At 70.7% G+C, this 22,169-nt stretch carries 25 protein-coding genes, 1 other RNA gene, 1 pseudogene and 1 riboswitch; of the genes and pseudogenes, 14 read left to right on the top strand and 13 right to left on the bottom strand.

Translation table 11 applies throughout. The annotated features are described in order from the left end of the window. Positions 1–16 precede the first annotated feature (16 nt). Positions 17–1,825 carry an autotransporter assembly complex protein TamA gene (locus WJ35_RS14825; RefSeq protein WP_060232178.1) on the bottom strand — a complete coding sequence of 603 codons (1,809 nt, stop codon included), beginning with the start codon at positions 1,823–1,825 and terminating at the stop codon, positions 17–19. Between the two features lie 222 nt (positions 1,826–2,047). On the opposite strand from WJ35_RS14825, the gene WJ35_RS14820 reads away from it, so the two are divergent. The 4 genes from WJ35_RS14820 to panD all read left to right on the top strand — a co-directional run bounded on the left by WJ35_RS14820 (position 2,048) and on the right by panD (position 4,666). Beyond that, the gene (locus WJ35_RS14820) at positions 2,048–2,236 is read left to right on the top strand and encodes a DUF3460 family protein (RefSeq protein ID WP_010091005.1); all 189 of its coding nucleotides are present in this window, start codon (positions 2,048–2,050) and stop codon (positions 2,234–2,236) included. A 4-nt stretch (positions 2,237–2,240) separates the two neighbouring features. After that, positions 2,241–3,173, top strand: a complete 933-nt coding sequence (locus WJ35_RS14815; RefSeq protein WP_420480894.1) for a segregation and condensation protein A — start codon at positions 2,241–2,243, stop codon at positions 3,171–3,173. 222 nt (positions 3,174–3,395) lie between these two features. Next, positions 3,396–4,235, top strand: coding sequence for a pantoate--beta-alanine ligase (gene panC, locus WJ35_RS14810; protein WP_010091003.1), 840 nt, complete (start codon positions 3,396–3,398; stop codon positions 4,233–4,235). A 44-nt stretch (positions 4,236–4,279) separates the two neighbouring features. Further along, complete coding sequence (gene panD / locus WJ35_RS14805) at positions 4,280–4,666, top strand: aspartate 1-decarboxylase (RefSeq protein WP_010091002.1); 387 nt, start codon at positions 4,280–4,282, stop codon at positions 4,664–4,666. A gap of 192 nt (positions 4,667–4,858) precedes the next feature. On the opposite strand, the gene WJ35_RS14800 is transcribed toward panD, so the two are convergent. The 3 genes from WJ35_RS14800 to WJ35_RS14790 all read right to left on the bottom strand — a co-directional run bounded on the left by WJ35_RS14800 (position 4,859) and on the right by WJ35_RS14790 (position 7,848). Then, entirely contained in the window at positions 4,859–5,518 is a 660-nt protein-coding gene (locus WJ35_RS14800) for a ParA family protein (RefSeq protein ID WP_069239368.1), read from the bottom strand. 146 nt (positions 5,519–5,664) lie between these two features. Continuing rightward, positions 5,665–6,066: a DoxX family protein gene (locus WJ35_RS14795; RefSeq protein WP_069239367.1), complete on the bottom strand. Its 402-nt coding sequence runs from the start codon at positions 6,064–6,066 to the stop codon at positions 5,665–5,667. Positions 6,067–6,348: 282 nt separating this feature from the next. Further along, positions 6,349–7,848 carry a cobyric acid synthase gene (locus WJ35_RS14790; RefSeq protein ID WP_060232183.1) on the bottom strand — a complete coding sequence of 500 codons (1,500 nt, stop codon included), beginning with the start codon at positions 7,846–7,848 and terminating at the stop codon, positions 6,349–6,351. Positions 7,849–7,908: 60 nt separating this feature from the next. Between WJ35_RS14790 and cobU the strand changes: the two genes are divergently transcribed. The 4 genes from cobU to WJ35_RS14770 are packed head-to-tail and all read left to right on the top strand — an operon-like array spanning position 7,909 to position 11,327. Beyond that, positions 7,909–8,463 carry a bifunctional adenosylcobinamide kinase/adenosylcobinamide-phosphate guanylyltransferase gene (gene cobU / locus WJ35_RS14785; RefSeq protein WP_029226379.1) on the top strand — a complete coding sequence of 185 codons (555 nt, stop codon included), beginning with the start codon at positions 7,909–7,911 and terminating at the stop codon, positions 8,461–8,463. Next, positions 8,457–9,401: an adenosylcobinamide-phosphate synthase CbiB gene (gene cbiB / locus WJ35_RS14780; protein ID WP_060232186.1), complete on the top strand. Its 945-nt coding sequence runs from the start codon at positions 8,457–8,459 to the stop codon at positions 9,399–9,401. Before cobU ends, cbiB begins: the two co-directional genes overlap by 7 nt. Next, entirely contained in the window at positions 9,394–10,410 is a 1,017-nt protein-coding gene (gene cobD / locus WJ35_RS14775) for a threonine-phosphate decarboxylase CobD (protein WP_060232188.1), read from the top strand. The genes cbiB and cobD overlap by 8 nt, the downstream gene beginning before the upstream one ends. Continuing rightward, positions 10,410–11,327, top strand: coding sequence for a cobalamin-binding protein (locus WJ35_RS14770; RefSeq protein WP_060232319.1), 918 nt, complete (start codon positions 10,410–10,412; stop codon positions 11,325–11,327). The genes cobD and WJ35_RS14770 overlap by 1 nt, the downstream gene beginning before the upstream one ends. Positions 11,328–11,341: 14 nt before the next feature. Here the strand turns inward: WJ35_RS14770 and cobC are convergent, their stop codons facing one another. The 5 genes from cobC to WJ35_RS14745 are packed head-to-tail and all read right to left on the bottom strand — an operon-like array spanning position 11,342 to position 15,598. After that, the gene (gene cobC, locus WJ35_RS14765; RefSeq protein ID WP_060232190.1) at positions 11,342–11,926 is read right to left on the bottom strand and encodes an alpha-ribazole phosphatase; all 585 of its coding nucleotides are present in this window, start codon (positions 11,924–11,926) and stop codon (positions 11,342–11,344) included. After that, a complete protein-coding gene (locus tag WJ35_RS14760) occupies positions 11,911–12,687 on the bottom strand; it encodes an adenosylcobinamide-GDP ribazoletransferase (RefSeq protein ID WP_060232193.1) in 777 nt (258 codons plus the stop codon). The genes cobC and WJ35_RS14760 overlap by 16 nt, the downstream gene beginning before the upstream one ends. Continuing rightward, on the bottom strand, positions 12,677–13,729 hold the full coding sequence (gene cobT / locus WJ35_RS14755) for a nicotinate-nucleotide--dimethylbenzimidazole phosphoribosyltransferase (RefSeq protein WP_060232195.1): 1,053 nt from the start codon (positions 13,727–13,729) through the stop codon (positions 12,677–12,679). The genes WJ35_RS14760 and cobT overlap by 11 nt, the downstream gene beginning before the upstream one ends. Before the next feature lie 52 nt (positions 13,730–13,781). After that, positions 13,782–14,579: an ABC transporter ATP-binding protein gene (locus WJ35_RS14750; RefSeq protein WP_069239366.1), complete on the bottom strand. Its 798-nt coding sequence runs from the start codon at positions 14,577–14,579 to the stop codon at positions 13,782–13,784. Then, positions 14,576–15,598, bottom strand: a complete 1,023-nt coding sequence (locus WJ35_RS14745; RefSeq protein ID WP_335645768.1) for an iron ABC transporter permease — start codon at positions 15,596–15,598, stop codon at positions 14,576–14,578. Before WJ35_RS14745 ends, WJ35_RS14750 begins: the two co-directional genes overlap by 4 nt. A gap of 472 nt (positions 15,599–16,070) precedes the next feature. Beyond that, positions 16,071–16,325, bottom strand: a riboswitch (cobalamin riboswitch). Positions 16,326–16,480: 155 nt separating this feature from the next. Here WJ35_RS14745 and WJ35_RS14740 point away from each other — a divergent pair. From WJ35_RS14740 to WJ35_RS14720, 5 genes are all read left to right on the top strand, one after another. Then, complete coding sequence (locus WJ35_RS14740) at positions 16,481–16,831, top strand: ATPase (RefSeq protein ID WP_010090985.1); 351 nt, start codon at positions 16,481–16,483, stop codon at positions 16,829–16,831. Next, positions 16,828–17,142 carry a cell division protein ZapA gene (locus tag WJ35_RS14735; RefSeq protein ID WP_010090984.1) on the top strand — a complete coding sequence of 105 codons (315 nt, stop codon included), beginning with the start codon at positions 16,828–16,830 and terminating at the stop codon, positions 17,140–17,142. The genes WJ35_RS14740 and WJ35_RS14735 overlap by 4 nt, the downstream gene beginning before the upstream one ends. Positions 17,143–17,222: 80 nt before the next feature. Further along, positions 17,223–17,404, top strand: a non-coding RNA gene (gene ssrS / locus WJ35_RS14730) — 6S RNA. A gap of 73 nt (positions 17,405–17,477) precedes the next feature. Continuing rightward, positions 17,478–17,939 (top strand): EVE domain-containing protein, encoded by a 462-nt coding sequence (locus WJ35_RS14725; RefSeq protein WP_059612781.1) that lies wholly within the window; start codon positions 17,478–17,480, stop codon positions 17,937–17,939. A 183-nt stretch (positions 17,940–18,122) separates the two neighbouring features. Then, a complete protein-coding gene (locus WJ35_RS14720; protein ID WP_060232204.1) occupies positions 18,123–18,863 on the top strand; it encodes an SIMPL domain-containing protein in 741 nt (246 codons plus the stop codon). Between the two features lie 84 nt (positions 18,864–18,947). Here the strand turns inward: WJ35_RS14720 and lgt are convergent, their stop codons facing one another. Continuing rightward, a complete protein-coding gene (gene lgt / locus WJ35_RS14715; protein ID WP_059826325.1) occupies positions 18,948–19,838 on the bottom strand; it encodes a prolipoprotein diacylglyceryl transferase in 891 nt (296 codons plus the stop codon). A gap of 88 nt (positions 19,839–19,926) precedes the next feature. After that, a pseudogene (locus WJ35_RS30120) lies at positions 19,927–20,319 on the bottom strand (LysR substrate-binding domain-containing protein); the annotation flags it as partial. A 161-nt stretch (positions 20,320–20,480) separates the two neighbouring features. Between WJ35_RS30120 and WJ35_RS14705 the strand changes: the two are divergent. Beyond that, complete coding sequence (locus WJ35_RS14705) at positions 20,481–20,810, top strand: c-type cytochrome (RefSeq protein ID WP_069239364.1); 330 nt, start codon at positions 20,481–20,483, stop codon at positions 20,808–20,810. Between the two features lie 145 nt (positions 20,811–20,955). Here the strand turns inward: WJ35_RS14705 and WJ35_RS14700 are convergent, their stop codons facing one another. Together WJ35_RS14700 and WJ35_RS14695 are read right to left on the bottom strand one after the other, a co-directional pair. Beyond that, on the bottom strand, positions 20,956–21,705 hold the full coding sequence (locus WJ35_RS14700) for a DUF2486 family protein (protein ID WP_069239363.1): 750 nt from the start codon (positions 21,703–21,705) through the stop codon (positions 20,956–20,958). Positions 21,706–21,730: 25 nt separating this feature from the next. Beyond that, positions 21,731–22,147 carry a DNA polymerase III subunit chi gene (locus tag WJ35_RS14695; RefSeq protein WP_010090975.1) on the bottom strand — a complete coding sequence of 139 codons (417 nt, stop codon included), beginning with the start codon at positions 22,145–22,147 and terminating at the stop codon, positions 21,731–21,733. Between the last annotated feature and the right edge of the window lie 22 nt (positions 22,148–22,169).

Genomic DNA, 22,169 nt, shown 5'->3' with positions numbered 1-22,169 from the left:
GGATGAAACGGTTGGGTCAGAATGCGATGCCGAGCGTCAGGTACGGGCGCACGCTGTGGTTGCGCAGCCCGTAGGCGAGGTCGACATTGATCGGGCCGACCGGGCTGCGCCAGCGCGCGCCGACGCCGACGCCCTTGTAGAACACCTTCTCGCCCCACGCGTCGGTCGCGGTGCCGACGTCGAAGAACGTCGCGGCGCCCCAGTCGCGGTTGAACCAGTGCTGGTATTCGGCGGTGCCGGTCGTCAGGTACTTGGTCGGCAGCACCGAGCCGGCGACGCTGTTGCCGATGCTCTGGTAGCCGTAGCCGCGCACCGAATTCGAGCCGCCCGCGCGGAACAGCAGCGAGGCCGGCACGCCGGTCGAGCTGCCGCTCGTGAACACGCCGCCCAGCTCCGCGCGGAACACGAACAGGTCGCGCTTGCCGATCGGCACGTACTGCTGGCCGCGCGCATAGCCGCGGATGAAGGTCTGGTCGGTCAGCACGTTCTTGATCGCGAAGCCGGCCTCCGCGTGGATCAGGTTGCCCGAGCGCGGGAACAGCGGATCGTCGACGTTGCGGCGCGTCCATGCCCACTGCGGCACGAGCGCGCGGCTCATGGTCGGTCCCGCGCCGTTCTGCTTGAGCCGGTCCTGATAGAACATCAGCGAATACGCGTAGTCGATGTATTGCCCGGTGCGGGTGCGCTGCACGCCGACCCGCGCGCTGTAGATGCGCGTGTCCGACACGTCGGTGTTCGTATACGACGCGAGCACGCTGTTGGTCCACGCGCGCGGCCCCGGCGGCATCGACAGCTGCACCTGGCCGTACTGCTGGATCTGGTCGAGCCGGCCCGACACCGTCAGCGGCCAGGCCGCGCCGAACGTGTCGAGGTACGTGTACGCGCCCTGGATGTGCGGGCCGGTGTCGGTCGCGTAGCCGACCCCGCCGCGCACGCTGTTGTACGGGTACTCGCTGACCTTCACGTGCACGGGCGTCCGGTCCGGCTTCTCGGTGTCGTTGCCGACGTCGATCGCGACGCTCGCGTAGTACGGCGTGTTCTGCAGTTGCCGCTGCAGCTCGGTGATCCGCTGCACGTCGTAGATCTCGCCTTCGGACAGCGGATTGACGTTGGTGACGATCTTCTCCGGATAGCGGCGCACGCCTTCGACGTCGACCTTGCCGATCGTAAACGTCGGGCCGCTGTCGAACGTGACCGCGAGCGTCGCGCGCTGCGTGCGCGGATCGACGCGCGCCTCGGACGCGGTGATCTTCGCGCCGAGGTAGCGGCGCGACTGCAGCTGCCTGAGCGCGGCGCCCTTCGCGGCGTCCCAGCCCGCCTGCGTGAACGGCTCGCCCGCCTTCAGCGAGAACGCGAAGCGCGTCGCGCTCTCCTGCTTCGGGTCTTCCGAGCCGACCGGCCCGTTGAACGTCAGGTCCACCGACGACACGAGGGTCTGCGGCCCCGGATCGACAGCGATCTGCACGCTGCGCTTGCCGTCGCGCGTGCGCACGTCGGTGCGCACGACCGGCGAGAAATAGCCTTCGGTCGCGGTCAGGTCGCGCACCTGCTGCGGCGTGGCGGTGACGAGGAAGTCGAACTGGTCGTCGCTGACGTCGTCGCGCTTGCCGAAGCGCGCGATGTCGAGGTGCGACTTGAGCAGCTTGCGGACCGCGCGCGGCGCATCGATCTCGACGTCGTATTTCGCCCAGGCGGGCAGCGCGGCGAGCGCGGCCAGGCAGCCGGCGAGGATGCGCGCGGCCCGGGCCGCGCCGGCGTCGCCGCGTCGGGCGTCCCGCGCGGCGTCACGCGCCATGTTTCGTTGCTGGTGTGCCTGCCCCGCCAAATATGACCTCGCCCTCAATGATATGAATTGTTCGAAAACCCGTATTTGACCACACGGACGTCGCCGCCCCCGCCCGCGCGCCGCTTTGACGCTTGCGCGCAACGGCGCGACGCCCGCGCGTTCGACGCGCGTTTCACGCCGGCCGTTCCCCGCGATGCGGTAAAATCCCGCCATCGCACAATCCGGCGCGTTGCGCGCCGCCCTGAAACGGAAAGCCAAGCCATGCCGTACCAGTCCGACGTCACGCAATTCCTGAACCAGCTCAAGCAGCAGAAGCCGACGCTCGAGGAAGAGCAGCGCAAAGGCCGCGCACTGCTGTGGGACAAGCAGCCGATCGACCTCGACGAGCGCGCCGCGCAGCAGGATTCGCGCGTGAAGCAGACGTCCTACGTCTATTACCAGAACTTCTGACGACGTGAGCGCCGCCGACGAGGCCAGCGCCGCCCGGCCTGACGCGGCCCGGCCTGACGTGGCCCGGCCCGAAGCGGCCCGGCCTGACGTGGCCCGGCCCGAAGACGCGGTCGCCGCGCCCGCGGGCGCCGATTCGACGCCCGACACGGTCGACGGCGTCGCGGCGTTCGCACGCCTGTACGGCGAGCCGCTCTTCAAGCTGCCTCAGGACCTGTACATCCCGCCCGACGCGCTCGAGGTGTTCCTCGAAACGTTCGAAGGCCCGCTCGACCTGCTGCTCTACCTGATCCGCAAGCAGAACTTCAACGTGCTCGACATCCCGATGGCGCAGGTCACCGCGCAGTATCTGGGCTATGTCGACCAGATCCGCGCGTCGAACCTCGAGCTCGCGGCCGAGTACCTGCTGATGGCCGCGATGCTCATCGAGATCAAGTCGCGGATGCTGCTGCCGGTCAAGAAGGCCGACACCGGCGAGGAGGCGGAAGATCCGCGCGCCGAGCTGGTGCGCCGCCTGCTCGAATACGAGCAGATGAAGCTCGCCGCGCAGCGCCTCGACCGGCTGCCGCAGCTCGGCCGCGACTTCCTGCGCGCCGAGGTGTACATCGAGCAGAGCATCACGCCGCGCTTCCCCGACGTGAATTCCGACGACCTGCGCGCCGCGTGGGCCGACGTGCTCAAGCGCGCGAAGCTCGTCCAGCATCACAAGATCTCCCGCGAGGAGTTGTCGGTGCGCGAGCACATGAGCCTGATCCTGCGCAAGCTGCAGAACGCGCGCTTCATGGAGTTCGCCGAGCTGTTCGACACGTCGCGCGGCGTGCCGGTCGTCGTCGTGAACTTCATCGCGATGCTCGAGCTGGCGCGCGAATCGCTCGTCGAGATCACCCAGCCCGAACCGTTCGCGCCGATCTACGTGCGCCTCGCGTACCTGCCCGCCTGAACCGCACCGCCGGGCGGCGCGCCGGACCCGGCCCGCCCGCGCGGCCGCATTCCCGATAAAAGCGAACGATCGTCCTTTTATCGGTGCGCCCGCCGGCCAAATCCTCTACAATCCGCCGACGCCCGACGCGCCGCCCGCGCGCGGATACGTTTGCCGCTTCGACCCCGACGCCACCTACCAAGGCGTCAACGCGCGCCAGCGCGAGGAACCCGCTACCCGATCATGAAAGTCATCAGCTCGATCCAGGAACTGCGCGACCAGTTGCGCGGCCAGAACCGCACCGCCTTCGTGCCGACGATGGGCAATCTGCACGAAGGGCACCTGTCGCTGATGCGCCTCGCGCGCCAGCACGGCGATCCGGTCGTGGCGAGCATCTTCGTCAACCGCCTGCAGTTCGGCCCGAACGAGGATTTCGACAAGTATCCGCGCACGCTGCAGGACGACATCGAAAAGCTGCAGAAGGAAAACGTCTACGTGCTGTTCGCGCCGACCGAGCGCGACATGTATCCGGAGCCGCAGGAATACCGCGTGCAGCCGCCGGACGACCTCGGCGGAATCCTCGAGGGCGAATTCCGGCCCGGCTTCTTCACCGGCGTGTGCACGGTCGTCGCGAAGCTGATGGCCTGCGTGCAGCCGCGCGTCGCCGTGTTCGGCAAGAAGGACTACCAGCAGCTGATGATCGTGCGCCGCATGTGCCAGCAGCTCGCGCTGCCGGTCGACATCATCGCGGCCGAGACCGTGCGCGACACCGACGGCCTCGCGCTGTCGTCGCGCAACCGCTATCTCGCGCCGGCCGAGCGCCAGGAGGCGCCGGAGCTCGCGAAGACGCTGCAGCGCGTGCGCGAAAGCGTGCTCGGCGGCGAGCGCGACCTCGTCAAGCTCGAGCAGCACGCGCTGGCGCACCTCGCCGGCCGCGGCTGGGCGCCCGACTACATCTCGATCCGCCGGCGCGCGAACCTGATCGCGCCGAGCGCCGCCGAGCTCGAAGCCGGCGAGCCGCTCGTCGTGCTCGCGGCCGCGAAGCTCGGCGCGACGCGCCTCATCGACAACCTGGAAATCTGACGGCTTTCGTCCGCCAGCGCATCACGACGCATCAAGGAGGCCCCATGCAGCGCCACATGCTCAAATCGAAGATCCACCGCGTGGCCGTCACGCACTGCGAATTGCACTACGAAGGCTCGTGCGCGATCGACGAGGACCTGCTCGAGGCCGCGAACATCGCGGAAAACGAGCGGATCGACATCTGGAACATCAACAACGGCGAACGCTTCTCGACCTACGCGATCAAGGGCGAACGCGGCAGCGGGATGATCTCGCTGAACGGCTCGGCCGCGCGGCGCGCGCAGCTCGGCGATCTCGTGATCATCGCGGCGTTCGCGATGGTCGACGAAGCCGAACTGCAAGCCGGCTGGAAGCCGAACCTCGTGTTCGTCGACGACGGCAACAAGATCAAGGGCAGCCGCGACCACGTGCCGACCCAGAGCTGGTCCTGATGCGCACGGCCGCCGGCACGTCGCAGCGGCTTGCCCGAGGCGGCCGCTGCGCCGCCGAGGCACGAAGGGCCTGATCGGGCACGCTGCCGGATCAGGCCCTTCGTCATTCGGCCGAGCTTCGCTGAGCGTCACTGAACGAGCCGGCAGGCGGGTGACGCCCGCCTGCCGCCGACGCGGCAGCGGCCAGTCGACTCACGACGCGCGGGCGGCCTTCTCCGCTTTCGGCGCGCGGCGCTCCGCCCATGCGACGATCGGGCCCCACTGTTCGAGATCCTTGTCGACGCGGCTCTTCGCGACGTCCCACAGCGTGAGCCCGTGCGCGGCGAGCTGCACGTAGTTCTGCGTATCCCGCACGTAGCCGAGCACCGGCAGATCGAGCCCCTCGACGAAGCGGTGCAACTGCTCGGACGAGCGCGTGCGCGCATCGACCCGCATCCCGACGATGCCGACTTCGACGCTGCCCCTGCGCACTGCCTTTTCGTTCGCGAGCCGTTCGAGGAAGTGCTGGGTCGCGAGGATGTCGAACATCGACGGCTGCAGCGGCACGATCACCTTGTCCGCGAGCTGCAGCGCGACGTTCAGCCGGTTGCCGTGCAGGCCGGCCGGCGTGTCGATCACCGCGTACTCGAGGCCGCGCGGCGGCTTCGACGGCGCATCCGGGTCGAGCCCCCACGCCTCGATGGCGGGCAGCCCGACCGGGCGCAGGTCGAGCCACGCATGCGCGGACTGCTGCCGGTCGAGATCGGCCAGCGCGACCCATGCGCCCTGTGCCGCGAAATAACCAGCGAGATTGGTGGACAGCGTGCTCTTGCCGACGCCGCCCTTCGGATTCGCCACCACGATCACCGTCATGAATTCCCCCGGAGAAGCCGTGCGGCGCCGGCCGGCAGGCGGGCGCCGCACAATTGCGGATACAGGGAGCGATGATATCGGCAAATGGGGCGTCACCGGAACCGGTGGAGCCGACGCGGGCGGCGCGCGGTTACGCGGTTACGCGGTTACGCGCTGCGCGGTGCGCCGAGCGCGAATGCGCCGCCGCCCAGGAGCGCCTGCACGGCAAGCGTCACGGCCCAGAACGCCGGATATTCCCAGCCGCCGTGCGGCGCGCCGAAGCTCCAGCCGTTCGGCAGGTGCGCGGCGGTCGCGCCGAGCATGAACGGCAGCAGCGCCAGCGCGGCGACACGCACGCGGAAGCCGGCGAGGAGCGCGATGCCGCCCGCCAGCTCGACCGCCGTCGTGACGTACGCAAGCCACGCAGGCAAGCCGATCGACGCGAAGAACTGCGCGGTGCCGGGCAGCGTGAAGACGAACACCTTCTGCGCGACGTGCGCGAGGTACAGCACGCCGAGCGCGACGCGCAGCAGCGTCGCGCCGAGATCTTGCAGACGGGTGGGGTTCATGGCGGATTCCTTCGTGAGTGGATGACGATGGATCGCACTCTATTCGAAGCTATTTCGCCGATAAATGCGCGATATGGCTTTGAATGATTCTCAACAGGAACGAATTGACCCGCAAAAAGGGGCATGCATGGGCCGTGGGCCGGTTATGCCTTGTGCCCTCTGCCGCGCGACGGCCTCCGCGCCGCCGCTGTCGCACCATGCGGCACCCGCCGCACCGAACTCCCGCGCGGCCAAGCCGAACGCGGACGCACGCACCATGCGGCGCCCGCCCTCTCGGCCCCGTCAGCGGAATTCGGCGTACAGCGCCGGCAGGTCGAGATGCGCGGCGAACGTGTCGGCGAGGCGTTCGAGCGACGCCTCGCGCAGCGCCGGGTAGTCGATCCGCTCGGCCGCATCGAGACCCGCCCACGCGAGCAGCGCCGCGCACGCGTCCGGTGCGTCGAACAGCCCGTGCACGTAGGTGGCGAGGATCTGGCCGTCGTCGGACCGCGCGCCGTCCGCGTGTGCGGCGGCCGCACCGTCGGCCGTCAGCTCGAGCGCCGGCGCCGCGAGCGCGGGGCCGCGCGTCTCGCCCATGTGGATCTCGTAGCCGTGCACGGCAGCGCCGCCCGGCAGGGCCAGGCGGCCCGTCACGTTCTTCAGCGTCTTGTCCGGCTGCAGCGTCGTGTCGAACTCGAGCAGACCGAGCCCCGGCACGCTGCCGGGCGCCCCTTCGAGGCCCAGCGGATCGTCGAGCGAGCGGCCGAGCATCTGCATGCCGCCGCAGATGCCGATCACCTTGCCGCCATAGCGCAGGTGCCGCCGGATCGCCGCGTCCCAGCCGGCGTCGCGCAGCCACGCGAGATCGCGCTGCACGCTCTTCGAGCCGGGCAGGATCAGCAGGTCGGCGGCCGGCACCGGCCCGCTCTTCCAGTACGTGAACTCGACCTGCGGATGCGCGCGCAGCGGGTCGAAATCGGTGTGGTTGCTGATCCGCGGCAGCGCCGGCACGACGACGCGCAGCACGCGGCCGCCAGCGTGCGCGGCGCCGCTGCGCGCCTGCGCGGGCAGCATGTCCTCCGCGTCGAGCGTGAGGCCGTGCAGGTACGGCAGCACGCCGAACACCGGCTTGCCGGTCTGCGCGCGCAGCCAGTCGAGGCCCGGTTCGAGCAGCTTGAAGTCGCCGCGGAAGCGGTTGATCACGAAGCCGCGCACCCGCGCGCGCTCGCTGTCCGACAGGCACGCGAGCGTGCCGACCAGATGCGCGAACACGCCGCCGCGGTCGATGTCGGCGACCAGCACGACCGGGCAGTCGACCCGCTCGGCGAAGCCCATGTTCGCGATGTCGCCTTCGCGCAGGTTGATCTCGGCCGGGCTGCCCGCGCCCTCGACGATCACCGTGTCGTAGCCGGCGCGCAGCCGCGCATACGATTCGAGCACCGCGTCGAACGCGACCGGCTTGTAGTCGTGGTACGCCCGCGCGTTCAGGTTCGCGCGCGCCTTGCCGTGGATGATCACCTGCGCGCCGCGGTCGCTGGTCGGCTTGAGCAGCACGGGGTTGAAATCGGTATGCGTCGCGACGCCCGCGGCGAGCGCCTGCAGCGCCTGCGCGCGGCCGATCTCGCCGCCGTCGGCCGTCACCGCGCTGTTGAGCGCCATGTTCTGCGGCTTGAACGGCGCGACGCGCGCGCCGGCGCGGCGCGCCAGGCGGCACAGGCCCGCGACGAGCGTGCTCTTGCCGGCGTCCGACGTCGTGCCCTGGATCATCAGCGTGCCGCGCGGCCGCGGCTCGGGTGCATTCATCGTGTGAAAGGCGTGGCGAATCGAAGGCCGCATTATCGCCTGCGCCGTTACAATCACGCGATGATTCCGCACGACCTCACCTTCGTCCTCGGCGGCGCACGCTCGGGCAAGAGCGCGCATGCCGAGCGGCTCGCGGCCGACTGCGGCCGCCCCGTCACCTATATCGCGACCGCGCAGGCCGCCGACGCCGAATTCGCGCAGCGCATCGCCCATCATCGCGCGCGCCGGCCCGCGAGCTGGGGATTCGCCGACGCGCCCGTCGAGCTCGCCGAAACCCTCGCGCGGCTCGACGATCCCGGCGCGTGCCTGCTCGTCGACTGCCTGACGCTGTGGCTCACGAACCTGCTGTGCCCGGCCGAAGGCGAACCGCACGACGACGCACACTACGAAGCGCGCGTCGCCGCGCTCGAAGCCGCGCTGCGCGACGCCCGCGCAAAGGTGATCGTCGTCAGCAACGAGATCGGGCTCGGCGTCGTGCCGCTCGGCGCGGTGACGCGCCGCTACGTCGACGAGCTCGGCCGCCTGAACCAGCGCGTCGCCGCGCTCGCGACCCGCGTCACGCTGCTCGTCGCCGGGGTGCCGGTCGCGATCAAGACGGAGCCCGCGTCATGCTGATGCTGTCGTTGCCCACGGTCGCGATGCTCGCGGTCATCGCGGTGATCGTCGACCGCGTGGTCGGCGAGCCGTCGGCCGCGCATCCGCTCGTCGCGTTCGGGCGGCTCGCCGCGCGCATCGAAGCGGTGCTGAACACGGGCCGGCGCGGCCGCCTGGCGGGCATCGCCGCGTGGCTCGCGGCCGTCGCGCCGCCGGTCCTGATCGCCGTGTGGCTGGCCACCGCGCTGCCCACGCCGCTCGCGGCCGCGCTGCACGTCGCGCTGCTGTGGTTCGCGCTCGGCGCGAAGAGTCTCGCCGACCATCTCGCGCCGATCGCCGCCGCGCTGTTCCGGCACGACCTGCCGGGCGCGCGCGCGCTGACCGCGCGCATCGTGTCGCGCGACACCAGCGCCGCCGACGAGGGTGCGCTATCGCGCGCGGCCGTCGAGTCGGCACTCGAGAACGGCAACGACGCGATCTTCGGCGCCCTCTTCTGGTTCGTCATCGCCGGCGGCCCCGGCGCGCTGATGTTCCGGCTCGCGAACACGCTCGACGCGATGTGGGGCTACCGCACGCCGCGCTTCCTGACCTTCGGCTGGGCCGCCGCACGGATCGACGACCTGCTGAACTGGGCGCCCGCGCGCGTCACGGCCGCGAGCTACGCGCTGCTCGGCGACACCGCGTCCGCGTGGCGCTGCTGGCGCACGCAGGCGCGGCACTGGGACAGCCCGAACGCGGGCCCGGTGATGGCCGCCGGCGCCGGCAGCCTGAACGTGCAGCTCGGCGGCCCGGCCGTCTATCACGGCGAACTCGAGCACCGCCCGGTGCTCGGCGCGGGTTCGCCCGCGAGCGCCGCGCACATCGTCGCCGCGCTGTCGCTCGTCACGCGCACGCTCGCGCTCTGGCTCGCGCTGCTGGTCGCGAGCGCCATCCTCGTCATGGGCACCCAACATGTCTGACACCCGCATCGCGCACGGCGGCAACCTGCATGACGCCGCGCGCCGCCACGGCATTCCGTACGACGCGTGGCTCGACCTGTCGACCGGCATCAACCCGGTCGGCTATCCGGTGCCGCCCGTGCCCGCCGACGTGTGGCGCCGGCTGCCCGACGACGGCGACGGGCTCGCCGCGTGCGCGGCCGATTACTACGGCGCGCCGGACCCGGCGCACGTGCTGCCGGTCGCCGGCAGCCAGGCCGCGATCCGCGCGCTGCCCGCGCTGCTGCCCGCCGGCGACGTGGGCGTTGCACCACTCGCGTACGGCGAATACGGGCCCGCGTTCGCGCGACGCGGCCATCGCGTCGCACCGCTCGACATCGCCGTCGACACGCTGCCCGCGACGCTGCGTCACGTGATCGTCGGGAATCCGAACAACCCGACTGCCGAGCGCGTCGCCGCCGGGCGCCTGCTCGGCTGGCATGCGCAGCTGGCGGCGCGCGGCGGCACGCTGATCGTCGACGAGGCGTTCGCCGATACGGGCGCGACCGGCTCGCTCGCTGCTTGCGTGAACCGCCCGGGTCTCGTCGTCCTGCGCTCGGTCGGCAAGTTCTTCGGCCTCGCCGGCATCCGCGCCGGTTTCGTGCTGGCCCATCCCGAGCTGATCGTCCCGCTGCGCGACACGCTGGGCGCGTGGACGGTCGGCGGCCCCGCGCGTCACGCGGTGGCCGCCGCGTTCGCCGACCGTGCGTGGCAGGCGGCCGCCCGCGAACGGCTCGCCGCGGACGGTGCGCGGCTCGCGGCGCTGCTGCGGGGACACGGCTGCGTCGTGCATTCGACGCCGCTGTTCAGCTGGACCGCCGATCCTCGCGCGGCGGACTTGCATGCGGCGCTGGCGCGGCACGGCATCTGGACACGCCATTTCGCGCAGCCGTCGAGCGTGCGCTTCGGCGTGCCCGGCAACGACGACGAATGGCGGCGTCTCGAGCGCGCGCTTGCACAGTGCGTGCCGGCATTGCGCGCGCAGCCGTGATGACGAACGACGCGCGCCGCTGCCTGCCGGCGCTTGCGGCACTGATCGCGCTCGGCGCCGCCCCGCTCGCGCATGCGGACGTCAGCGCACGCGACGACGCCGGCAACACGGTCACGCTTCCCGCGCCCGCGCAGCGCGTGGTCAGCCTCGCGCCGCACGCGACCGAGCTGATCTATGCGGCGGGCGGCGGCGCGATGCTCGTCGGCACGGTCACGTACAGCGACTACCCGAGCGCCGCGAGAGCGGTGCCGCGCGTCGGCGACAACAAGTCGCTCGATCTCGAGCGCATCGCCGCGCTGAAGCCCGACCTGATCGTCGTCTGGCGTCACGGCAACGCCGAGCGGCAGACCGATGCGCTGCGCGCATTGCACATCCCGCTGTTCTACAGCGAGCCGAAACGTCTCGACGACATCGCGACGTCGCTGCGCCAGCTCGGCGCGCTGCTCGGCACGCAGCCCGCGGCCGACGCGGCGGCGGCATCGTTCACGCGCGACGTCGCTGCGCTGCGCACGCGCTATGCGGCGCGCCCGAGCGTCACGGTGTTCTTCCAGGTGTGGGACCGGCCGCTGGTGACGCTCAACGGCACGCATCTGATCAGCGACGTGATCGCGCTATGCGGCGGCCGCAACGTGTTCGCGTCGCTCAAGCCGCTCGTGCCGACGGTGACCGACGAGGCCGTGCTCGCGGCCAATCCCGAAGCGATCGTGACGACGAGCGCCGGTGCGACGCCGTCGAACGACGCGCTGCCGAGCCTTGCGCGCTGGCGCGCGTGGCCGGCGCTGACGGCCGTCGCGCGCGGCAACCTGTTCGCGATCGACGGCGACCTGCTGACCCGCGCGTCGCCGCGCGTCGCGCAGGGCGCGGCCGCGCTGTGCGAGGACCTCGACGCGGCACGCACGCGGCGGCCCGCAAGCTGACGGCCGCGCGACGCTCACGCATCCCAGTGCACGATCTCCCACGCGCCGGCCGCATCGCGCATGCGCAGCCACACGATGCCGCCGAACGGCACCGGCCGCGACAACAGCGCGTCGAGCGGCACGCGCAGCACCTGCGACGCAAACGCGCGGATCACGCCGGCATGCGTGACCGCCCATTGCGGCGCGCCGGCCTGCACGGTCGCGTCGATGCCTTGCGCGACCCGCGCGGCGAAGCGCGCGACGCTTTCGCCGCCGTGCGGGCAGGCATGCATCAGATCGGCGGCCCACGCATCGAGCGCCGCGCGGTCGATGTCGTCCCAGCGCTGCATCTCCCACGCGCCGAAGTCCATCTCCTGCCAGCATCCGTCGTACTGCAACGGCACGCCGATCGCCTGCGCAAGCCGTTCGCCGACCGACGCGCAACGCGCGAGCGGGCTCGACCAGATGCGCTGCGGCAATGGCGCGCGCAACGCGTCGAGCCGCTCGCGCACCCCCTGCGCGCCGGCCTGCGCCGATGCGGCGAGCGGCACGTCGCTGCGTCCGTAGCACACGCCCGGATCGACGGCGACTGCCGGATGGCGAATCAGGACGACGTCCATCCGAGCACGACCAGATAGATCGTCAATTCGCACAGTTGCTGCGCGAAGCCCAGGCAATCGCCGGTATAGCCGCCGATCCGCCGAACCAGATAGCGCGCGAGCCACGCGCGCAGCAGCACGAGCGCGCCGAGCGCGGCGACGCCCATGCGCCAGTCCGGCCAGAACAGCCACGGCAGCCCGAACGCCGCCGCGACGAGCGCGGCGCGCGGCCCCATTCGCCGCGCGACCGGCTTCGCCTTGCCTTCCGCCCGCACGTAGTCGAGCGACATCAAGAGGCTCACCGCCGCCACGCGGCTCGCCGCGTGCGCGGCGATCATCGTCCACGCGGCGCGCAGCGGCGGCAGCGCAGCGAGCGCCTGCCACTTCAGGCCGAGCGCGATCACGAGCGCGGCGGCGCCGAACGTGCCGATCCGCGAGTCGTGCATGATGCGCAGCACGTCGTCGCGCGTGTAGCCGCCGCCGAACGCGTCGCAGCTGTCGGCAAGGCCGTCCTCGTGAAACGCACCGGTCGCGAGCAGCGTGGCGGCGATCGACAGGCCGACCGCGATCGATGCCGGGAACACGCGCAGCGCGGCCAGGTAGACGAGCGCGCCGCACGCGCCGACGCATGCGCCGACCAGCGGGAAGTAGCGCGCGGCCTGATCGAGATCGCCCGCCGCATAGCCGATCGCGCGCGGCACCGGCACGCGCGTGAAATAGCCGAGCGCGACGAAGAAGTAACGCAGCTCGGCGCGCAGGCCGGTCGTCCGGTCAGGCGTCACGATCGTCGACGCCCGCGGATTCGAAGCTCGCCATCTCGCTCATGAACGCCGCCGCCGCACACACGAGCGGCAGCGCGAGCGCCGCGCCGGTGCCCTCGCCGAGCCGCAGGTCCAGCGCGAGCAGCGGCTTCGCGCCGAAATGCTCGAGCATCCGGCGGTGCCCCGCCTCGTGCGACGTGTGCGAGAACACGCAGTAGTCGCGCACGGCCGGCGCGAGCCGCTCGGCGACCAGCAGCGCGGACGTCGCGATGAAGCCGTCGACGAGGATCGTCATCCGCTCGCTCGCCGCCGCGAGAAACGCGCCCGTCATCATCGCGATCTCGAAGCCGCCGAACGTCGCGAGCACGTCGAGCGGCGCGATCGCATGCGAATGCCGCACGAGCGCGCGCCCGAGCACCGCGCGCTTGTGCGCGAGCCCCTGGTCGTCGAGGCCGGTGCCGCGCCCGACGCAGGCGTCGATCGGCACGTCGAGCAGGCGGCTCATCAGGCACGCGGCGGACGACGTGTTCGCGATGCCCATCTCGCCGAAGCCGATCACATTGGTGCCGAGCGCCGCATGATGACGCACGCGGGCCGCGCCGGCCGCGAGCGCGGCGACGGCCTCGTCGCGCGTCATCGCGGGCTCTTGCGCGAAGTTGCGTGTGCCGCGCGCGATCGGCAGCGCGATCAGCCGGTCGGACGCGGGCAGCGGTGACGCGACGCCCGCGTCGACGATCTCGAGCGTGCTCTGCGCGACGCCCGCGAACGCGTTGATCGCCGCGCCGCCGGCAAGGAAGTTCGCGACCATCTGCGCGGTCACGGCCTGCGGATACGGACTCACGCCTTCGGCCGCGATCCCGTGGTCGGCGGCGAACACGATCGTCACCGGACGCTGCACGAGCGGACGCTCGGTGCGCTGGATCATGCCGAGCTGCAGCGCCAGCGGCTCGAGCTGGCCGAGGCTGCCGGGCGGCTTGGTCTTGTGGTCGATCACATGTTGCAGGCGCGCGCGCAGCGAAGCGTCGAGCGGCGCGATGTCAGGCAGGAAGTCGATCGGTGTCATCGGGAGTTCACCTCATGGACGCGGCAACCGCCGCGCGTCGAAAGAAAGGCATTCATCGCCGCTCCGGCCACGCGGGCAGCAGCGCGTCGCGGCCGTCCTGGCGGATCAGCACGAGCGGATAGCCGAACGCGTCGCTCGCGCGTTCGGGCGTCAGCACGTCATGCACGGGCCCCGCCCACGCGTGGCCGCGTCCATCGAGCAGCAGCGCGTGCGTCGCGAAGCGCCGCGCGAGATTCAGATCGTGGCACGAAAACAGCACGGTGCGCTGATCGGCTTCGAGCCACGCGGCCAGCGCGGTCAGGCAGTCGATCTGGTGATGCAGGTCGAGATGCGCGAGCGGCTCGTCGAGCAGCAGCAGCGGCGCGCCCTGGCACAGCGTCGCGGCCAGCGCGACGCGCTGCCGCTCGCCGCCGGACAGCGACAGCACGTCGCGCCCGGCGAGCGCTGCCAGGCCGAAGGTCGCCAGCGCATCGCGCGCGGCCGCGCGATCGCCGTCGCGCTCCCAGCCCCAGCCGCCGAGATACGGGAAGCGGCTCAGCAGCACCGTGTCGAACACGGTCGCGCTGAACGCGTCGTGCAGTTGCTGCGGCATCAGCGCGCGCCGCTGCGCGAGCTGCGCGGCCGGCCACGCGGCAAGCGGCCGGCCGTCGGCTTCGACGTGGCCGCCCGATGGCGCAGAAAGGCCCGCGAGCGTCGCGAGCAGCGTCGTCTTGCCGGCGCCGTTCGGCCCCGCGACGCACCAGATCTCGCCGGGCCGGAACGTCTGCGTGAAACCGCCCAGCAGCGTGCGCGCGCCGGCCTCGAGCGTGAGCGCGAGCGCCGTGCAATCCGCGTCGGCAGCGTGCGTCATCGCGGCGGCCTCCTCAGCAACATCCACAGGAACACCGGCACGCCGATCAGCGCGGTCATCACGCCGACCGGCAGTTGCGCGGGCGCGATCACGGTGCGCGCGAGCAGGTCGGCCGCCATCACGCCGCCGCCGCCCGCGAGCATCACGGCGGGCAGCAGCATGCGCTGGTCGTTGCCGAACGCGAGGCGCAGCGCGTGCGGGACGACGAGCCCGACGAAGCCGATCGTGCCGGCGGTCGTCACCGCGGCCGCGGCGGCCAGCGACGCGACGAGATAGATCCGCACGCGCAGCCGCGCGACCGGCACGCCGAGCGCGAGCGCGGTCGCGTCGCCGCGCAGCAGCACGTTCAGTTGCGGCGCGGCCGGCAGCGCGACGCCCGCGGCGAGCGCGAGCGCGGCCCATGCGAACCACGGCGTCGCGACGCCGTTCAGGTCGCCCGTCAGCCAGAAGATGATGCCGCGCAGCCGCGCATCGGGCGCGAGCGACAGCAGCAGCGTGACGAGCGCGCCCCACCCTGCCGCGATCACGACGCCGGTGAGCAGCAGCCGCGGCGATGCGTCGCGCGCGTCGCCGCGCCACAGCTCGCGGCGCGCGAGGCCGAGCACGAGCAGCATCGACACGAGCGCGCCGGCGAACGCCGACGCATCGACGAGCCACCACGCGCCGCCCGCGATCATCGCGACCAGCGCGAAACCGGCCGCGCCGCCCGACACGCCGAGCACGTACGGCTCGGCGAGCGGATTGCGCAGCAGCACCTGCAGCAGCGCGCCCGCGAGCGCGAGCAGCGCGCCGCACGCGAAGCCGGCGAGCGCGCGCGGCACGCGCAGCGTGCGGACGATGTCGCCGAACAGCGCCGTGCCGCCCGACGTGTCGCCGCCGTGCGGCACGAGCGACGCGAGCGCCTGCAGCGGCGAGATCGGCACGCTGCCGATCGTCAGTGACGCGACGAACAGCAGCGCCACCACGCCGGCGAGCGTGGTCCAGATCGCGACGGCACGCGCGGCATTCATGCGCCGCATCCGACGAAGGTCGAGCAGCGGCGCACGCGCGTGGCGCTGCGGTGAGACGAACGCATGACGGAGATTGCGTTGCGCCGAGGCGAACGCCGAACGGACGTCGCGCTGCGACGTGTCGAACCGATGTGCAGGTTGCCGGCCCCCGTACGGCGAGTTGCTGCGCCGCACTTCGGCGACGCCGGCCCGTGACGGTCGAGATCCATCGAACGGCCGGTCCGCGCGCACGGCGTCGCGCGCACGCTCGCGCCTCGCGCGCTTGCCGGTCGTGCGGCATCGCGCTCGCGTGCGAGGCCGCCGCACTCGCCGAACTCGCCGAGCCCGGCGCAGCCGCACTGGCCGCACGCAACGTGACGGCGGCACACGGCACGCGGCGGCATGCGCAGCGTCGTGCGAATGATTGGGGTCAGCATCGAAGAAAGTCCTGTGAACCGCAGCGCGCCCCGCTTCCCCGCAGGCCGCGCGTTACGAAGCCCGCGCACGGGCTCCCCGCCTCGGCCGGTATCCGGGCTGGCGGCGTTCCGGCTCGCCTTCCCGCGCGAGACATGCGCAGTGGCCTGCGCCCGCGTGCGAACCGCACACGCCGAGCGCACCCGAGCCGGCCTGCATCGTCCGATGCGGCCGCTTACCGTTGCGGGGGCAGCGCAGGTTGGCGGCTCCTGGCGGAGCCCGCGCCCTGCTTCCCGTTTAACCGCGCGTCGCACGCGCGAGCACCGAGGCGGCGCCAAGTTTAGGAGCGGGCCGCGAGAGCGTCAAGAAAGCGGGCCGCGCGTTGCGCAACCGGCATATTCGCGGCAAGAAGCGGGGGTGTTACGACTGGAAACGTTACATATGTCGGAATGTGCGTTATTCCGCGCTAAAATGCTGGGTCTTTAGAGGACGCAGCAGATGCTCAACGAACTCGAAACCTTATCTCAAAATATTGGCCGGCTGATTGCGCTGAACCAGCGCTATCACTCGGAACGGCTCGCGCTCGAGGAGCAGGTCGCGCAACTGCGCGCGGAAGCGGACACGGTGCGCAGCGAGCTCACGCAGCTGCGCGAGGAACGCAACGCGCTCGCGGAGGAACGCGACACGCTGTCGGCGAAGATCGACGACGCGCAGGTCAAGCTGAACGCGATTCTCGAGAAGCTGCCGCGCACGAAGAGCGCGGCGGAAGCCGACAACCAGCTCGACCTGCTGGATGCGCAGTCGCGCACCGATAGCGACGACGCAGCCAGCCACGGAGAACATGCATGAGCACCAAGCAGATCGAAGTCTCGATTCTCGGCCAGGCCTACCGGCTCGCCTGTTCGGCCGAGACCGAAGCGGCGCTGCTGGAAGCCGTCGCGCGCGTCGACGCGGAAATGACGAAGATCCGCTCGAACAGCTCGGTGCGCGGCACGGACCGCATCGCCGTGATGGCGGCGCTGTCGCTCGCGTCGGAACTGCTGCGGCTGCAGCAGAGCGTGCGTCACGGTGAAGCATTTCCCGCGGAAGAAATCCGGCGTACAATGCGCCAAATGAATGAACAGCTCGGTGCGGTGCTCGCACAGCACGAGACGCAGTAACCCGGATCGATGCGTCGATTTCCCTTGATCTCCACGGTCAACGGTGGTCAAATTGGACACATAGATTCACAGTTTAGTCAGCTTCCCTGCCTGGTTCGCCAAGGTCATATATTCCTTGAACCAATGCCATGTGCACGGTTGCGGAAATTTGTAGCACGGGCGCGCGCGTCACTCTGTCTGATGTACCCGAAGTGCTGCTAACTGCGACCAATTCTGAACCCCAGGTTCAGGATGCCGGCCTAGCGGCTAAGGCGGGGGCCTATTCAACGGCATCGGGTACCTATCCCGATGCCGTTTCCTTTTGTAGCAGCCTCTTTCTGCGTCGATCACGATCCATGCAATTCTGGCTGATGAAGTCCGAACCGGACGAAGCGAGCATCGACGATCTCGCGAATGCGCCGCAGCGCACGCTGCCGTGGACCGGCGTGCGCAACTATCAGGCGCGCAATTTCATGCGCGACACGATGCAGATCGGCGACGGCGTGCTGTTCTATCACTCGAGCTGCCCCGAGCCCGGCATCGCGGGCCTCGCCGAAGTGTCGTCGACACCCTACCCCGATCCCACGCAGTTCGATCCGAAGAGCCCCTATTACGATCCGAAGTCGACGCAGGAAACGCCGCGCTGGCTGCTCGTCGACGTGCGCTTCGTGAAGAAGGCGGCGCTCGTGCCGCTCGCCGCACTGCGCGAATACGACGAGCTCGCCGACATGCGCGTGCTCGCGAAAGGCAACCGGCTGTCGATCACGCCCGTCACGCGCGCCGAATGGCGCTTCATCACCGAACGGCTGATGAAGTGAACGCAAAGGGCAAACATTAAATTTGGTCAACGCACGACCGCCCGTCCGGAACTCGCGGCGCGGTCGCGCAGCCTAAGCAACCGCTGCCGGCCAGTCGGGCCGGCCGTCGTTTTTTCGTCGCGCGGCCCGCCCGCGTCGCGCACGCGTGATCCGCGTGCGCGCCCTCGCACAAGGAGTCCAACAATGACCAAGAAATCCGCACTCGCGCTGTCGCTCGCTCTCGCCGCCGCCGTTCCCGTCGCGCTGACGCTCGCGTCGCCCGCGGCGCACGCGCAGGCCGTCAACCCGCATTTTCCGGAGCCGTCGGGCGTACTGTCGCTGTCGTCGCAGGCGAGCGCCGAGGTGCCGCAGGACATCATCCACATCACGCTGTTCTACGAGCAGCAGGCGAAGGACCCGGGCAGCCTGACGTCCGCGCTGAACCAGCGCGCCGACGCCGCGCTCGCGCAGGCGAAGAGCGTGTCGGGCGTCACTGCGCGCACGGGCGCGTTCTCCGTCTATCCGAGCACTGACCGCGACGGCAGGATCTCCGCATGGCGCGGCCGCACCGAGGTCGTGCTCGAATCGCGCGATTTCGCCGCGGCGTCGAAGCTCGCGGGCCAGTTGTCGAACCTGATGCAGGTCGCGAACGTCGAGTTCTCGCTGTCGCCGGAAGCGCAGCGCGCGGCCGAGCAGAAGCTCACGACCGAAGCGATCAAGTCGTTCCGCGTGCGCGCGGACGAGGCCGCGAAGGCGTTCGGCTACAACAACTATTCGATTCGCGACGTGAACGTCGGCAGCGGCCGCAACGTGCAGCCGTATCCGCGCATGATGGCGATGGCCGCACCCGCGATGGACAGCGCGAAGATGAGCGCGCCGATCGCGGTCGAAGGCGGCAAGGCGACCGTGTCGGTCACGGTCAACGGCTCGGTGCAGATGAAGTAACGCACGACGCTCGAGCACGCCAGATGCGAAAACGCCGGCCCAGTGGCCGGCGTTTTTCGTTGGTGCGTCAGTTGCGCGATCGCATCACGCAGCCGAGGCCGCCGCACGGCGGCGATATGCCCAGACCATCAGCGCGACGCCCGCGAGGATCATCGGCAGCGACAGCCACTGCCCCATCGACAGGCCGAGCGCAAGCAGCCCGAGGAAGTCGTCCGGTTCGCGCGCGAACTCGACCGTGAAGCGCGCGAGACCGTAGCCGATCAGGAACAGCGCGGACACCGCGCCCATCGGCCGCGGCTTGCGCGAGAAGAAGAACAGCGCGAAGAACAGCACGACGCCTTCGAGCGCGATTTCATAGAGCTGCGAAGGATGGCGCGGCAGCATCTGGTATTGCATGAACACGTCGGCCAGATGCCACTTCGCGACGAGCGCCGGATGCGCGGGCAGCCAGGCCGCATCGTCGCGCATCGCACCCGGGAACAGCATCGCCCACGGCGCATTCGGATCGGTCACGCGGCCCCACAGCTCGCCGTTGATGAAGTTGCCGAGCCGGCCCGCCGCCAGCCCCGTCGGCACCATCGGCGCGACGAAGTCGGTGACCTGCAGCCAGTGGCGCTTGCGCTGCCATGCGAACAGCATCATCGCGAGCGTCACGCCGAGAAAGCCGCCGTGAAACGACATCCCGCCTTCCCATACCTTGAAGACGTCGAGCGGATGCGCGAAGTAGTAGCCCGCCTTGTAGAACAGCACGTAGCCGAGCCGGCCGCCGAGCACCGTGCCGAGCACGCCGTAGAACATCATGTCGTCGATGTCCTTCACGGTCCAGCCCTGCGCGGCCACATGCGGCAGCTTCAGGCGCAGCCGGCCGACGACGATCGCCGCGATGAACGCGACGAGATACATGAGCCCGTACCAGCGCACGGCCAGCGGCCCGAGATGGATCGCAACGGGGTCGAAATTCGGGTGAATGATCATGGGTTAGCGGTGAAGTTTTCGAATGCGGTACGGCTCGCACAGGGCGCGCACCGCGCGTTGGACGGCGCCGACGCGCCATCGTTCGCATCGCGCGGCGACTCCGTGCACGCGTGACATCGACGAAGCGGGCGAGCACCGCGCCGACGTCACCGGTGCACCACACGAGCCGCGCGTCGACGACCGGCGCGTCGAGCACGCCGGTGCGCCGCAGGTTACGCAGCGATTGCGGCACCAGTGCGACGCCCATGCCGGCCGACACGAGGCTCACGATCGTCTGCATCTGGATCGCCTCCTGGCCGATGCGCGGGGTCGCCCGCGCCGCGCCGTAGCAGCCCGTAATGATGTCATAAAAGCCGGGCGCCAAACGAAGCCGGGAGATCACGCGTCGCGACGCGGCGAGGTCGGTCGAGCGCACTGGCCCTTCGGCTTCATCAGCGTCAGCGGCGGGCGCCGCGCCCACCGACCTCGCCATCACGGCCACCGCGCCCGCCATACCGCAGCGCGACTACCGTCACGATACAGCGCACCGCACCTGCGACCGCGTAGCGCGCCCCGACTCGGGAAACGCGCAAAACGCGCGTTCCCTTTGCTCTTATAATGCGCGGACCGTGAAGCCGGCCGTTCGCGCCGGCGGAGGACTGCATGAAACAGACGATATCCGCCGCGCTGCTCGCGGCGCTGTTGGCGGCCGGCGCAGCGGCAGCGCACGCCGAGCCGGCCGGCGACGGCCTCGCGCTCGCGCAGCGCAAGAACTGCATGGCCTGTCATGCGGTCAGCAAGCCGCTGATGGGCCCGTCATTCCACGATATCGCGGGCAAGTACGCGCCGCGCGGCGACGCGAGCGACTACCTCGCGCAGACGATCGTGAAGGGCAGCGTCGGCGTGTGGGGCAGCGTACCGATGCCCGCCAATACCCAGCTGACGGGCGCCGAAGCGCACGCCCTCGCGAACTGGGTGATGTCGCTGCGTTAACGCAATTCCGGGCACAACCCGGCGCGCGCGGCGGCGTCGTGCGACGCGGGCCGCTCCGGCACGCCGCCGCGCAGCAGGCCGCGCGCGTCATCCTAGCCGCGCAGCGCGTTACCCGAAACGACTACACACGCCGCGTGCCGGCCTCTCAGCCCGAATGTCCGGTGCGGCGGCGCGCGATCTCGTCGTCGACCGCGTCGCGCACCCAATCCATCACTTCGGTCTCGAGCGCCAGCGCCACTTCGCGCGTGATCTGGCTGACGAGCCATGCCGTATGGCCGCGCAGCGCGTCGCGGCAGCGCGCCTCGATCGCGTCGCGCCCGGCACCGGTCAAATAGTTCGTGAGCCGGTTGCGCAAACGCTCGGCGATATGCTGCGCGTCCTCGGGCGTCAGCGCCGCCGCGGCGGCGGGCGCGCCCAGCGGCGGCGGCGACGCGTCGGCCGGTCGATCCGCGAGCGCCGCGGCAGCGGCCGCAGCCGGCACGAGTGCCTGCGGCAGTGTCGCGTCGTCGAGCGGCGCCGCGGCGAGCTCGGGCTGCGACGGCGCATCGTCCGCCAGGACCGAGCGCAGCGGCGCCGGCGTGGCGGCCGCTTCCTCGGCCACCACGTGCCCGGCCGCGGCCGGTTGCGCCGGCGCATCGCTGTCGCCGGGCAGCTCGACGGTCGGCAGATACGGCGTCGGCACCGGCTCGACGATCACCGCCTCGGCGCCCGCCGTGTCGTGATCGAGCGCGTCGAACGCTGCCGTTCGGCCGCGCGCAATCGTGTCGTTCAGCACCGGAATGTCGGCATCGTCGCGCGATCGTGCGTCGCCCACTGACGGCGCGGCCGGCACCGGCTTGCCGGGCACCAGCACGTCGGTCAGCGTCGGGATCGAGAATGGTTCGGCTTGTGTCACGGGAACGCTCCGTCGCCGGTTTCGGCTAGCTGCCCTGCTTGTAGTTGTTCAGCGCATAACCGCGATCGCGATAGAAGCGGTAGCGCTCGCGGCCCGCGGCCAGTTCGGCCGGCTCGTTGCCGACCACCTCGAGCAGCCGTTCGAAGCGCGCGAACTGCGCGGGCACCGCCGCGCCGAGATTCAGCAACACCTGGTGATGCGGCGCCTTGTCGAGATCGGCGGCCAGCACGATCGGCGTGTCGGCCGCGTGCTGGCTGTCGATCCCGCAATGCGGGATGAAATCGAGCGGCGAGAACGTCCAGAGCCGCTCGTCGAGCGCGCGCAGGCGCGCGGGCTCCGCGAGCACGACGACCGGCTGCCCGGCCTGGTAGGCCTTGCGCAGCAGCCGGCACGCGTAAGCGAGCGAATCGCCGACGTTCGTGTGGAAATCGATCCGCGTCATCGCCCGCCTGCCCGCATTGTCG

Origin of the sequence: Burkholderia ubonensis (genome assembly GCF_001718695.1) — a bacterium.
Classification (GTDB): domain Bacteria; phylum Pseudomonadota; class Gammaproteobacteria; order Burkholderiales; family Burkholderiaceae; genus Burkholderia; species Burkholderia ubonensis_B.
The sequence above is the reverse complement of the archived record's forward strand: the minus strand, read 5'-3'. Positions and strand labels throughout refer to the sequence as shown.

Coding starts and splice junctions, on each gene's coding strand:
- WJ35_RS14820 (WP_010091005.1), top strand. CDS start 2,048: ATGCCGTACCAGTCCGACGTCACGCAATTCCTGAACCAGCTCAAGCAG.
- panC (WP_010091003.1), top strand. CDS start 3,396: ATGAAAGTCATCAGCTCGATCCAGGAACTGCGCGACCAGTTGCGCGGC.
- panD (WP_010091002.1), top strand. CDS start 4,280: ATGCAGCGCCACATGCTCAAATCGAAGATCCACCGCGTGGCCGTCACG.
- WJ35_RS14800 (WP_069239368.1), bottom strand. CDS start 5,518: ATGACGGTGATCGTGGTGGCGAATCCGAAGGGCGGCGTCGGCAAGAGC.
- WJ35_RS14795 (WP_069239367.1), bottom strand. CDS start 6,066: ATGAACCCCACCCGTCTGCAAGATCTCGGCGCGACGCTGCTGCGCGTC.
- WJ35_RS14790 (WP_060232183.1), bottom strand. CDS start 7,848: ATGAATGCACCCGAGCCGCGGCCGCGCGGCACGCTGATGATCCAGGGC.
- cobU (WP_029226379.1), top strand. CDS start 7,909: ATGATTCCGCACGACCTCACCTTCGTCCTCGGCGGCGCACGCTCGGGC.
- cbiB (WP_060232186.1), top strand. CDS start 8,457: ATGCTGATGCTGTCGTTGCCCACGGTCGCGATGCTCGCGGTCATCGCG.
- cobD (WP_060232188.1), top strand. CDS start 9,394: ATGTCTGACACCCGCATCGCGCACGGCGGCAACCTGCATGACGCCGCG.
- WJ35_RS14770 (WP_060232319.1), top strand. CDS start 10,410: ATGACGAACGACGCGCGCCGCTGCCTGCCGGCGCTTGCGGCACTGATC.
- cobC (WP_060232190.1), bottom strand. CDS start 11,926: ATGGACGTCGTCCTGATTCGCCATCCGGCAGTCGCCGTCGATCCGGGC.
- cobT (WP_060232195.1), bottom strand. CDS start 13,729: ATGACACCGATCGACTTCCTGCCTGACATCGCGCCGCTCGACGCTTCG.
- WJ35_RS14750 (WP_069239366.1), bottom strand. CDS start 14,579: ATGACGCACGCTGCCGACGCGGATTGCACGGCGCTCGCGCTCACGCTC.
- WJ35_RS14745 (WP_335645768.1), bottom strand. CDS start 15,598: ATGCGGCGCATGAATGCCGCGCGTGCCGTCGCGATCTGGACCACGCTC.
- WJ35_RS14740 (WP_010090985.1), top strand. CDS start 16,481: ATGCTCAACGAACTCGAAACCTTATCTCAAAATATTGGCCGGCTGATT.
- WJ35_RS14735 (WP_010090984.1), top strand. CDS start 16,828: ATGAGCACCAAGCAGATCGAAGTCTCGATTCTCGGCCAGGCCTACCGG.
- WJ35_RS14725 (WP_059612781.1), top strand. CDS start 17,478: ATGCAATTCTGGCTGATGAAGTCCGAACCGGACGAAGCGAGCATCGAC.
- WJ35_RS14720 (WP_060232204.1), top strand. CDS start 18,123: ATGACCAAGAAATCCGCACTCGCGCTGTCGCTCGCTCTCGCCGCCGCC.
- lgt (WP_059826325.1), bottom strand. CDS start 19,838: ATGATCATTCACCCGAATTTCGACCCCGTTGCGATCCATCTCGGGCCG.
- WJ35_RS14705 (WP_069239364.1), top strand. CDS start 20,481: ATGAAACAGACGATATCCGCCGCGCTGCTCGCGGCGCTGTTGGCGGCC.
- WJ35_RS14695 (WP_010090975.1), bottom strand. CDS start 22,147: ATGACGCGGATCGATTTCCACACGAACGTCGGCGATTCGCTCGCTTAC.